The sequence below is a fragment of the Pseudobacter sp. genome (assembly GCF_051955275.1).
In the GTDB taxonomy this organism is placed as follows: domain Bacteria; phylum Bacteroidota; class Bacteroidia; order Chitinophagales; family Chitinophagaceae; genus Pseudobacter.
In genome coordinates, this window is record NZ_JBQCGW010000041.1 from 1 (window position 1) to 11,866 (window position 11,866).

The window sequence follows — 11,866 nt, forward strand, 5'->3', positions numbered from 1 at the left end:
TGAGCTGCAATGCTTCGCGCAGCTGATCAGGTGTGAAATTATCGAGCATGATGCGATCCACTTTTCCGTAAGCCATCACACGCTTCACTTCATCCAGCGATCTTGTTTCCACTTCTATCTTCAACCCCGGCTTCACTTCAGTTACGTAACGATGTGCACGTTCGATAGCCCGTTCCAGACCACCACTGTAATCAACATGGTTGTCTTTAAGCATGATCATATCGTAGAGGCCCATACGATGATTCACGCCACCGCCGATGCGCACAGCCTCCTTCTCCAGCAACCTGAAATTGGGGGTTGTTTTACGTGTATCCAGCACCCGGGTATGATATCCTTTGATCTTATCAGTATACTGCCTGGTAAGGGTGGCAATGCCGCTCATACGCTGCATGCAGTTCAGCACCAGCCGTTCGCACTGAAGGATGGTGTAGACGGAGGCGCTAACTTCAAAAGCTGTCTCGCCCGCTTTCATATTATCTCCATCTTTCTTGAATGCCTTGAACTGAACGGAAGGCTCTTTGTAGCGGAAGATCTTTTCGGCTATTTCCATACCGGCAAGGATGCCATCCTGTTTGATCTTTAGTACGGCCATTCCCCTGGTTTCAGCGGGGATGCTGCTGAGTGTGGAATGATCACCGTCCCCGATATCTTCCTGCAGGGCGGCCTTGATGAGTATATCCAGTTGTTCGTTGAATGAAAGCATAGGTGGCAAAGGTAGGGAACAAAAAGGCCCACAGCAAGAACTGCAGGCCTTCAAGTGTTTTCAGGGATAATAAGTTGAATGGCTTATTCGGTTAGGAGTTCAAATCCTATTTCCTGTACCACCTGCTGATCACCCTTCTGCTTCATGTAGAATTTGGTTCGGTAGTTTCCGTTTTTAGTTACTAATGTTCCAATGCAGAACTGAGCTCCATTCTGTTCGCCTTTGTGCTTTACCTGGAAGTTCTTTACTCCATTGCTGGCAAAAAAGTCTTTCAGAATGATCTCTGCCTGACTTTTGCTGTAGTTATCGCTCTTCCCGGGAAGAGAGATATCAACCCTGCTATCGAAATACTTGGCCAGTTGGGCGGCATTTCCGGCCTTCAGGGCTGCCACTACATCTTCGATAGAATAGAAAAACGTAGTAAAGGATACCAGGAACAGCGAAAAAGCCATTGTCGCAATTCCCAGAGTCTTTTTCATAGTCAACTTTTTTATTTTCAGTGTAAAAATTGCGAAATCCATGCCAAAGTAAGAATACGTTGAAAAATTACTAGCAATGAGGTATTGCATTACCTTTGCTTCTTGTCTAAACAAATCTAACACAATCATTCCGTTATATGAATAGCAGCAAAGCAATACTGGTCATCATGGATGGATGGGGCCTCGGAAAAGTGCAATCATCCGATGCAATTCAGCACGCCAATGTACCCTTTGTGTCTTCTTTATACAACAAATACCCGCATACCACACTGGTTACCTGCGGTGAACTGGTAGGCCTGCCAGACGGACAGATGGGCAACAGTGAAGTAGGCCACCTCAACCTGGGCGCCGGAAGGATCGTGTACCAGGAACTCCAGCGCATCAACGTGGCTATCCGCGACGGTGAATTCCAGCAGCACCCAGCCCTCACCGGTGCCATCCGCTATGCGCTCGACAATAAAAAACCTTTGCACCTGCTCGGCCTCGTAAGCGACGGTGGCGTGCATTCCCATACAGATCACCTGAAAGCCATCGTTTCTGTATGCGCAGAACAGGGCCTCAGGGAAGTTTATATCCATGCCTTCACAGACGGAAGGGATACCGACCCTAAAAGTGGTTACGGTTTCCTCACGGATCTGCAGAACCACCTGGATGTGGTGAAAACAGGAAAGATCGCCACCGTGAGCGGCCGCTATTATGCCATGGACCGTGATAAGCGCTGGGAGCGCGTACAGCTGGCCTATGACGCGCTGGTGAAAGCTGAAGGAGATAAAAAAACAGACGCCCTGGAAGCCGTGCGTGAATCATACGCTCACAATATCACCGACGAATTCATCAAACCCGTTGTGATCACCAACGCAGACGGTAGCCCTGTTGCGCAGATCAAAGACGGGGATGCCGCTATCTGCTTCAACTTCCGCACAGACCGCTGCCGCGAGATCACCACCGTGCTCACTCAACAGGACATGCCTGATCATGGAATGAAGAAGCTGTCGCTCAACTACACGACCATGACCGAGTATGATTCCACTTTCAAAGATGTGCATGTGATCTTTGAAAACGATAACCTGCACAATACACTCGGAGAAATTCTTTCCGCCAACGGAAAGCAACAGATACGTATAGCCGAAACTGAAAAATATCCGCACGTTACTTTCTTCTTCAACGGCGGAAGAGAAGAGCCATTCCCCGGAGAACGCCGGCTGATGGCGCCTTCACCCAAGGTGGCCACTTATGATCTGAAACCTGAAATGAGTGCTTACGATATCGTGGACCTGATAGTTCCGGAGATCGAAAAACAGTCTGCTGATTTCATCTGTCTGAATTTCGCCAATGCGGATATGGTGGGTCATACCGGTATTTGGGATGCAGTGATCAAAGCGGTGGAAACGGTTGACAAATGCGTGGAGAAGGTGGTTACTGCGGCCCTGGCCAATGGTTACACGGTGTTCCTTACTGCCGACCACGGCAATGCGGATTATATGGTCAATGGTGATGGCACTCCCAACACGGCACATAGCCTGAACCTGGTGCCGCTCTTTGTGATCAGCAATGATTTCAAAGGCACGCTGAAACCTGGTAAACTGGGAGATATCGCCCCCAGTATTCTTACCGTGATGCAACTGCCCATCCCCAAAGAGATGACAGGTGAAGTGCTGCTCAGCCAGTAAACAGCTGCCGGACTGCCGGCTATAAATGATAAAAATTCGTTGGCTGACCAAAACAGGTCAGCCAATTTTAATGCTGCTGTGACCAGTAACTCACCTCTGGCGAGTTACTTATATGCTTGTGGCCTCCCGGCAACATGAAGCTCGCCAGCGGCGAGCAAATATTCTTCACACACCAGAGGCGGGCGAGTGGCTTCCCGACAGGCCCCTGCTCCGGCGATTTTTAGTCCGTTTTTTTTCGCGCCGGCGCAGCTATCTCTCCCGAAAATTGTCTAAATTAGAGGGCAACCAAACGGTTTATATGACCGAAGAAGCCATACTACAAGGCTGTTTACGTAATAACACCACTGCCCAGCGGGAACTTTACCAACGCTTCAGTCCCCGCATGCTGTCGGTGTGTTATAGGTTTGCCCACAACCGGGAAGATGCAGAGGATATGCTGCAGGAAGGCTTTATTAAAGTGTTCTCCCAGATACACACCTTCCAGAACAAAGGCGCATTTGAAGGATGGATAAGAAGAATAATGGTTCATACCTGCATCAACCATCTTAAGAAAAACAAGAAGTTCAATGAAAGCGTGGATATCATCCATGCAACAGGTGTACAGGTAAGGGAAGAATCGGTCCCCTCCATTGTACAGGCGAAACAGGTTGTGGAATGCATCCGGTTATTACCGATAGGTTACAGGACTGTGCTCAACCTGTATGCGATAGAAGGCTATACGCATAAGGAAATTGCTGAGATGCTGGATATCGAGGAAAGCACCAGCCGCTCTCAGTATACGCGCGCCAAACAAATGCTGGAGGACATTCTGGTTAGAAAGAAGATCATACAAAAACCGAAAGAAAAAGTCAACTGGCTGGGGGTAGCCAGTAGTTCATAACCCTCAACAGTTACAATCTATATCCAAACCGATGAAAAATCAAAAACCCGTACAAACACAAAAGCATTATGGAGCGCGGTTTTTACAATGATGACTTTGAGCAACTGATCAGGCAAAAAGCTGACCAATACAAAATGTTTCCCACAGAAACTGTCTGGAAAGGGATCCATCGCTCATTGCATACGCGCAGAAAATGGTACGGACTTGGTTTGCTTTTCTTCCTCGCAGGCATCAGTTATCTCGCATCCCTGCAACTGATGACTCCCTCCGGTCCGGCTAAAAAGATCCAGCAACATATTCCTGTTATTCAGCAACTCAACAATCCCTCAGCTATTTCAGGCAATGCGCTCAATGGCCCTGTGGCCGTTGCGTCAAATACTGATCAGAATGGCAACCGCCACGGCAGCTTCTCGGCCTTTGCCCCGGTGAACAACCTGGATGGCGGCATCAAACCTGCCGGAGCTGCCACCTTATCTCCGGCATGGCCTTCAGAAACAGACCTGCCGAATGCCATCGTGATCACCCAACTGCCTGAACAGACAATTGTGGATGAAATTTTTCTTGAGCAACCACGGAAAGGAATTCCCCAGCGCAGGATAAGTACTCCGCCGGTATTCCCCAGCTTCACTGATCAGGCCACAGAAGCAGAAGAACAGCAGATCGCTATCCTTAAAGCCTCACCCGGTACTGAAGTTGCTCATCAACTGCCGTTACCTGACGCCAGATCAAAGTCTGCCTCAGCATCCGCAGTCCCCGGTGCAGCGGAGGATGAAAAACGGATCAACTGGCTGCAGGAATACGCAGTATATGAGCTAACGCCGCCGCCTATGCGCAGATGGGCCTGGCAGCTGGCCTTCGCTCCCACCATGAATTATCGCAAGCTAAGCAGCAATAACAGCGTGAATGACCAGATCAATGTGAAAGGATTGCCTGCAGGCGCTATAGAAGGCAAACCGGAAACACTGGTGAGCCATCAGCCTGCCCTGGGCTTTGGCCTCGGTTCCTATATGGTATATTCTGTAAACAAGAACCTGCGTATAACTGGAGGGCTTCAGTTCAATTATTCCAGGTATGCCATCAAGGCCTATACCGCACCTGTTCCTGAACCCGGCAAGATCAAGCTGGATGTAGCGCGCGGGCAGGACAGCCTTGTGAGTTATACCCGCCTCCGCAATTTCAGCGGAGAAAAGGCTGAAGATGTACAGAACCAGTACTTCCAGCTCTCCGCACCAATCGGTATGGAACTGACCCTGCTGGGCTCAGAGAAACTGCAACTGAATATCGCCGGCAACATTCAACCTACTTACCTGCTCAACCGCAATTCATACCTGATCACAACAGATTACAAAAATTATATGAGAGCTCCCAGCCTCGTTCGCCGCTGGAACGTGAATGCCGGCGCCGAGATCTTTGTGAGTTATAAAACAGGGGACTTAAAATGGCAGGTGGGACCACAATTCCGCTACCAGATGCTCAGCAGTTACGTAAAAGAGTATCCCATCCGCGAATACCTGATGGAGTATGGCGTAAAGATCGGCGTTACAAAAACCCTTCGCTAAAGGGTTGCTTCCCGCTTTTCAATTACTTATTTTTACCGGATGAAACTGAACCTGATGATCCTGGCCATCAGCGCATGCCTGGCCCTCTGCTCCTGCAGGAACAATACAGCCAAAGCGCCTGCTGCGCCTATGGCAGATTCCACTCAAAATAATTCGCCCATCTCCTATCTGCCCGTCAGGGAACTGATACAGGAAGACATGCGAAGGGTCGACTCCTTTGCCGCAGGCCTGCTGCACAAAAAAGAAGGGACTAAAAAAGATTCCACCTATATTACTCCGGTTGAGTTCAAACAACTGGCCATCCAGTTCCTGCTGCCTGAGTTGGACTCCACCAATTTTGTGAACCAGTACAGCATGGAATCATTCATGGATGAAACCACCGGCTTCATCAACTTCATCTATACCGCCAAAGAACCGGAAACCTCCCTGCGCAAAGTGATTGTGTACATCAAGCCCTCTCTCACCGTTGACAAGGTGAACAGGATCTACTACGAAAAGGAGTTCAAAGAAGGTAATGATTTTGTACAGCAGAAACTCACCTGGGTGATTGAAAAGTATTTCTATACGCTCACTACCAGGCACCCGCAGAAGGGCGAGCCCGTTACCTCCCTGGAGAAGGTGATCTGGGATCCGCAAAGCTACGCAGACTAGGATTTCCGGGCATTCCGTACCTTCGTGGTACAGATTATGACGGCACAGGAATTTCAGCAACAGTCCCATAAGATCCCAACAGATCCGGGCATCTATAAATACTTTGATACACAGGACAATCTCCTGTATGTGGGTAAGGCCAAGAGCCTGCGGAAGCGGGTAAGTTCCTATTTCAGCAAGACCTTCACTTCTTACAAAACGCACGAGCTGGTGCAACGCATCGCCAGGATCGAATTCACCATCGTGGATTCGGAACAGGATGCATTCCTGCTGGAAAACTCGCTGATCAAACAGTTCCAGCCCCGTTATAATATCAACCTGAAGGACGACAAAACCTATCCGTACATCGTTCTTAAAAAAGAGCCTTTCCCACGCGTGTTTCTCACCCGCCGGAAGATCAACGATGGTTCGGAATATCTCGGACCATTTACATCGGTGGCCCGCGTGCGCGAGCTCATCGATTTCATCCGGTCCAATATTCCGCTGCGCACCTGCAAACTGAATCTAACGGACACCAATATCCGAAAAGGAAAATTCAAGGTTTGTCTTGAATACCACCTTGGCAATTGCAAAGGCCCCTGTGAAGGATTTCAGTCTGCGGAAGATTACCAGGATGGGCTGAACCAGGTGAAGAACGTGCTCAAAGGAAACCTCAATCCGGTGATCCAGCATTTCAAACAGGAAATGCGTTCGGCAGCGGAACAGATGGCATATGAAAAGGCCGCCGTGATCCATAAGAAAATCGAGCACCTGGAGCAATACCAGGCGAAGTCCATAGTGGTATCCAACAGGATGATGACCGCCGATATCTTCTCCATCCTGCGTGATAACGACCTGGCCTACGTGAACTATCTCATGATGGAGAACGGCTCCATCGTGCAAACGCATACGGTACAGCTTGAAACACACCTGGATGAAGCCGATGAAGAAGTACTCAGCTTCGGCATTGCGCAGCTGCGCAGCACTTTCAACAGCCTGGCCGCAGAGATAATCGTACCCTTTCCTATCAATTACGATGAACCCGGCGTGGTGATCACCATTCCTAAAGGAGGTGATAAAAAGAAGTTGCTGGACCTCTCAGAGAAGAACGTGAATTACTTCAAGGAAGAATTATATAAGAAAAAGATCCTGCAACTGGAAGGCAAGGATGATATGGAAAGGAAGAAGGTGCTCTATCAATTGCAGGATGATCTGCAATTGCCTGAAGTGCCCGTGCATATTGAATGTTTCGACAATTCCAACTTTCATGGCAGCTATCCTGTATCGGCCATGGTTTGTTTCAAGGATGGTATTCCGAGTAAGAAAGATTACCGTCATTATAACGTGAAAACGGTGCAGGGCATCAACGACTTTGCCACCATGAAAGAAGTGGTAGGCAGGCGTTATAAGCGACTGATGGAGGAACAGGCTTCATTGCCACAGCTGGTGATCATAGACGGTGGTAAGGGGCAGCTTGGTTATGCGCTGGATGCTATTGAGGAATTAGGATTACAGGGAAGGATGACGCTGGTTGGTCTTGCCAAGAATGAAGAAGAATTATTTTTTGCCGGTGATCAGCAAAGCCTGAAACTGCCTTACAATAGTGAGAGCCTGAAACTCATCAGGCGTATCAGGGATGAAGTGCACCGCTTTGGTATCACCTTCCATCGTAAGAAAAGAAGCCAGGGTACATTCAGGAATGAGCTGGAACAGATCAAAGGGATTGGTAAGAATACAGCTGATCAGCTGCTGAAGGAATTCAGGAGCGTGAAGCGTGTGAAAGAAGCGCCTGAGGAGGAGATCGCAAAGCTGATAGGTATATCCAAAGCAAAGATCGTTACAGGCTATTTCAGAGGTTCCGGATCAGCAGAAGGCACAACAACGGACCCGGACAATATCAAGGAAGAAACAGCCCCTGAGAACATTACAGTAGAACCTGCAAGCCCTGAAGATGGATCGGCTCCGGATCCTGGGGAAGATATCTGACCGTTAATAAAATGGGGGATGGATTGATGTGAAGCGGGGACGAAGGACCTGTTTTTACCGGGGAGGTATGTCCTAAAAAAAATAAGGGGCCCGGATAGAAATCCAGCCCCGTTTTTAAAATCCAATATCCTATGAAAAACCAGTGTAAAAATAGTGAATAGGTTGCACAAAACAATAACGGAAATGGGTATTTTACAAAAAACTTCTACGCACTTGTACCAAATCAGCACTGGGTCTGAACGCATTACAAACTTTTGAATAAAAAAACGGCATCGTAAAAATACGATGCCGTTTCGATATCAGTTAACCTTATGGTTTAATATGACCAGAGATCCTGTTCGTAGTTGAAGATCTTTTCTTTCACATTTTCTCCTTCGAGCAATGCGAGGATCGGATCCTTCACGTAAGATTTGATGAACAGGTCGTTCGGGTTGTTGATAGTTGACTTGATGATCCTGCTGGAGAACATGCGGCTCTCGAACAGTTCTTCCCAGCTGATCTTTCCTCCGAAGTTACGTCCGTTGTACACTTCGTACTTGGCGAATGTGGAGCGGAGATCAGGGTAGTACACCCAGAACACTGGTGTTACGTCGCGGAAGGAGCCATCTTCATTGTAGATGGTTTTCAGTGGCGCGATACCGAGGATACGGGTGAACAGGCGGGAAGATTCCTTATCGAAGATCACATCTTCTTTTATCCAGTAGCGTTCAACGGAAGCATCAGGATTGAATTCCTCCACGATAGTGGTGTCTTTCATGAGTCCTTTTGAGCCGTCCGGATCCTGCACCAGGTCAGGCACCTGAATGGTTTTAGGTGTACCTACCAGTTTCTCGGAGATTTCCTTGAAAGTGATAGGGGTTGTGAACCTGTCATCAAGCGGAGCGAAAGCGGTAATGCTGTCATTCTTGATCGCATTGAGCAGGATCATGATGAAGCGTTGGTTACCGAGGTCGCCATCAGCTTTGTAAACGAAGGGAAGGTTCATTTTCTCATGTACGTCGATTTCTCTCCATACACGTTGAACATACACCGCATCGTCTTCACGGATATGCTCATACGCCAGGGGAGACCTTTCTTTTACGAGGTTGCGTTCAATGGCATTGTCATTGCGCAACGAAGGTTTCAATGGCGGTATGTTAAGGTCTGCCTCCACTTTAGCTACAGGCTTCACAGTATCGGGAGCCGGAGCGATAGCGGCGGGATTAGTGGCAGACTGTGCTCTGTTGGCGTTTGTTTTCTTTGCCGTTGTAGTGCGCTTTTTAGCAGTGCGGTTAGGCTTTTTGGCCTGTGCATCCACTTCTGTGGCAACGAAGGTCAACACCAGCAGCAGCATTCCGAGTTTGATAATACGGTTCTTCATTGTTCCCTTTGTTTAAAAGAATTTATGTTATTTCAGCTTGAAGGTCATGGATCCGATATCACGTTGTTTGCCATCGGGGCCTACTACGGTGATGTTATCGAAGAATACCACGGAACCGGGGCCTGTACGTGCAACCAGCTGAGCGGCCTGACCGGACCAGCGGTTACCCTGGTTTACCGCTTCAGAGTATACCGCAATGGGGCCACCCTGTGCACCGAACCTGTAGCTGACAACTTTATAAGGAGCTTCAAAATCTGAATCTTCCAGTTTGGCCATGATAGCACCGATCGCTTTGAATTCAGCTGCGCTGATATTACCGCTTTTCTTGGAGCCCAGGAAGGCAGCAGGATTTGGCAGGTATTTCACACGCATCTCGAATGGAAAGTTCTTTCCATCGGCAGTAACGGTGATCTTGGCTATACCAGGAGTTTTTGGACGAGCTACGTAGTTGTCGCCACCCGTTTTAGTGATATCACCGTTGCTGAAGCTTACGCGCACTTTTTCTGCGCCTACGCTACCGCCGGAGATGGTCATCGGGTTATCAACACCAATGTAGAGTACGTTCATTTTCTGGAGGAACACAGAGGCGCCTGAAGGGGTACCCACTGTATATTCAACCATTTCATTCTTTTCCAGTTTCTCACCTGCAGGGGTAGTATAGATGATCTTTACAGGGATCTTTTTTGTACCTGCACCACCTGCTGTGGTTTTGTATACAGCCATACCACCGCTGAGAGGTTGCTTCTGTCCGTCGATGAAGATCTCAGGAGCAGCAGCCTGGCTGAATGCACCGATACCGGCTTTGATCTCGATGGGATCGCCTGGCATAGCATAAGTTCTGTTAGCCTGGGCGATAGCCTGGAAGTTATCATATACCACTTTCACTGCACCGATCTGCTGATTGCAATAGTCGATGATCTGAGATTCAGAGTTCTTGACGTCATTCTGAAGTTTGTTCAGGATGGTCATGGCAGCAATAGCGGGTGTCATATGGAAGTTGCTCATGGTCCAGCCATTTGCATCATTCTCATATTTGTTACCTGTAGTTGATGCAGGAACGGTCAGATTGATTGGCAGGGACTTCTGAAAGTTTTTGATAGCCTGCTCAATATCAGCTCTCATTGCAGCATTATCGGCAAATGCAGGATCCTTAGGATCGAGAACACCGATCAGCTTGTTTTTGAAGTCGGCAATCTTGGCGTACAGTTCTTCACCCTTCTTTTCTTTTTCCATCAGACGGGTAGAGGCGTCAAGTTTGTCGGCGTTCATTTTCTGTTCGCCATGTTCTTCGTGGGAACCAGCATAGTCTTTCAGCTGATTTTTAAGATTTTCAATATCGTTATACATGGTAGACGCAAGCGCTTTGGCTTTTTCGGCTTTGGGAGCCCAAATTTCAGCTTTCGCTTTTGTCTGTCCATCTGCCAGTTTCGTAGCCAGTGACTTGTAAGTCTCATTGTTTTTTTCACCAATGATCTGGTTGGAAGTGGAGATACTGTTATTTACGGTTTCGAAGGCATTGATGATTTCTGATGATACATTGAGTGCCAGCAAGGCTGTCAACACCAGGTACATCATATTGATCATCTTCTGCCGGGGCTCTTTAGGTAAAGCCATGGATCTGGGTTTTTCAGATTAAACAATTCATTGACTAATGCGTACGATCGGGTACAGGATTATTGGATCACCGATGATTAGCGGCCTTGCATAGCGGTGAGCATGTTACCGTATACGGTATTCAGGCTGCTGAGGTTACCCGCCAGTTTAGCGATCTGCTCATGAGCTTTCTTGGCGTCATCAACGCTGTTCTGCATGGTTTGAGATGCAGCGGCGAGGTTACCATAGAAACCTTTCATGGCTTTCAGGTGATTGTTGGTGTCCTGTAATTCCAGTTCGTAGATAGCATTGAGAGATCCCAGGTTCTTGGTCAGTACCTGTACCTGCTCATGGAATTGCTTAGTACCATCTGCTGCAGAGTTGAAGGTAGTGATAGTGGCAGTGGCACCCTGGTAAGCGGATGTCATCTGACCCAGTGCTGCTGCTGCTTCTTTAGTTTTGGCAGAGTAGTCATTGGTAGATTTTACCACATCTGAAACTTCAGCAATATTGCTTACAGAAGTACCCAGTTTTTTGAATCCATCGCTCAGGCTTTTCAGACTGGCAGGTGTGATGTCGGCATCCTGCATCATTTTGTTCATGTTGTCGAGAGCAGGGTTACCGGAATGAGCTGCGCCACCGGCCAGCTTTGGCAATGCCTCAGCTATAGCGTGCATTTCAGATCCGGGAGGAGGTAAGAATGCGTATACAACAAAAATTACTGCTTCTGTGATCAGACCTGCTGTAAGGAAGAAGTCTGCCAGAGGTTGGTGGGTAATCTTCTGCCAGGCGCCAAAGATTACGATAGCAGCGCCCATACATACGATTATGTTTACAATTCTTTCTGTTGATTTAGAAACTCCAGCCATAGATTAATTTTTAAATGGTTAGAAAACGGGTTTTCAGGGTTTGGAAATTAAATGTTTAAAGCCATCACAATAAGATACTGGTTTGCTTCTCCTCGTAAATCAAAGCAATTAACGTTTCAATACAGTCACAAATTTTC

General features: G+C 47.9%; 10 protein-coding genes. 5 read left to right on the top strand and 5 right to left on the bottom strand.

Annotated elements, in window-relative coordinates; all coding sequences use genetic code 11:
• Together nadC and ACTHMC_RS04250 are read right to left on the bottom strand one after the other, a co-directional pair.
• Positions 1-703, bottom strand: a 703-nt coding sequence (gene nadC / locus ACTHMC_RS04245; protein ID WP_440411104.1) for a carboxylating nicotinate-nucleotide diphosphorylase, incomplete at its 3' end; no start/stop codon positions are given.
• An 83-nt stretch (positions 704-786) separates the two neighbouring features.
• On the bottom strand, positions 787-1,182 hold the full coding sequence (locus ACTHMC_RS04250; protein WP_440411106.1) for a DUF4783 domain-containing protein: 396 nt from the start codon (positions 1,180-1,182) through the stop codon (positions 787-789).
• A gap of 137 nt (positions 1,183-1,319) precedes the next feature.
• Between ACTHMC_RS04250 and gpmI the strand changes: the two genes are divergently transcribed.
• The 5 genes from gpmI (at position 1,320) to uvrC (ending at position 7,907) form a co-directional block, all read left to right on the top strand.
• Positions 1,320-2,852: a 2,3-bisphosphoglycerate-independent phosphoglycerate mutase gene (gene gpmI / locus ACTHMC_RS04255; protein WP_440411108.1), complete on the top strand. Its 1,533-nt coding sequence runs from the start codon at positions 1,320-1,322 to the stop codon at positions 2,850-2,852.
• 298 nt (positions 2,853-3,150) lie between these two features.
• Positions 3,151-3,732, top strand: coding sequence for an RNA polymerase sigma factor (locus tag ACTHMC_RS04260; RefSeq protein ID WP_440411110.1), 582 nt, complete (start codon positions 3,151-3,153; stop codon positions 3,730-3,732).
• Between the two features lie 68 nt (positions 3,733-3,800).
• Positions 3,801-5,291, top strand: a complete 1,491-nt coding sequence (locus ACTHMC_RS04265) for a hypothetical protein (protein WP_440411112.1) — start codon at positions 3,801-3,803, stop codon at positions 5,289-5,291.
• Positions 5,292-5,330: 39 nt separating this feature from the next.
• Entirely contained in the window at positions 5,331-5,942 is a 612-nt protein-coding gene (locus tag ACTHMC_RS04270; protein ID WP_440411114.1) for a hypothetical protein, read from the top strand.
• 24 nt (positions 5,943-5,966) lie between these two features.
• Positions 5,967-7,907, top strand: coding sequence for an excinuclease ABC subunit UvrC (gene uvrC, locus ACTHMC_RS04275; RefSeq protein ID WP_440411116.1), 1,941 nt, complete (start codon positions 5,967-5,969; stop codon positions 7,905-7,907).
• A 316-nt stretch (positions 7,908-8,223) separates the two neighbouring features.
• Here uvrC and gldN read toward each other — a convergent pair whose 3' ends face one another.
• The 3 genes from gldN to gldL form a co-directional block, all read right to left on the bottom strand.
• A complete protein-coding gene (gene gldN / locus ACTHMC_RS04280) occupies positions 8,224-9,267 on the bottom strand; it encodes a type IX secretion system protein PorN/GldN (RefSeq protein ID WP_440411118.1) in 1,044 nt (347 codons plus the stop codon).
• A 27-nt stretch (positions 9,268-9,294) separates the two neighbouring features.
• The gene (gldM, locus tag ACTHMC_RS04285) at positions 9,295-10,881 is read right to left on the bottom strand and encodes a type IX secretion system protein PorM/GldM (RefSeq protein ID WP_440411120.1); all 1,587 of its coding nucleotides are present in this window, start codon (positions 10,879-10,881) and stop codon (positions 9,295-9,297) included.
• 77 nt (positions 10,882-10,958) lie between these two features.
• A complete protein-coding gene (gene gldL / locus ACTHMC_RS04290; RefSeq protein WP_440411122.1) occupies positions 10,959-11,729 on the bottom strand; it encodes a T9SS inner membrane protein PorL/GldL in 771 nt (256 codons plus the stop codon).
• Positions 11,730-11,866 lie beyond the last annotated feature (137 nt).

Coding starts and splice junctions, on each gene's coding strand:
- ACTHMC_RS04270 (WP_440411114.1), top strand. CDS start 5,331: ATGAAACTGAACCTGATGATCCTGGCCATCAGCGCATGCCTGGCCCTC.
- gldL (WP_440411122.1), bottom strand. CDS start 11,729: ATGGCTGGAGTTTCTAAATCAACAGAAAGAATTGTAAACATAATCGTA.
- gldM (WP_440411120.1), bottom strand. CDS start 10,881: ATGGCTTTACCTAAAGAGCCCCGGCAGAAGATGATCAATATGATGTAC.
- ACTHMC_RS04250 (WP_440411106.1), bottom strand. CDS start 1,182: ATGAAAAAGACTCTGGGAATTGCGACAATGGCTTTTTCGCTGTTCCTG.
- ACTHMC_RS04265 (WP_440411112.1), top strand. CDS start 3,801: ATGGAGCGCGGTTTTTACAATGATGACTTTGAGCAACTGATCAGGCAA.
- gldN (WP_440411118.1), bottom strand. CDS start 9,267: ATGAAGAACCGTATTATCAAACTCGGAATGCTGCTGCTGGTGTTGACC.
- ACTHMC_RS04260 (WP_440411110.1), top strand. CDS start 3,151: ATGACCGAAGAAGCCATACTACAAGGCTGTTTACGTAATAACACCACT.
- gpmI (WP_440411108.1), top strand. CDS start 1,320: ATGAATAGCAGCAAAGCAATACTGGTCATCATGGATGGATGGGGCCTC.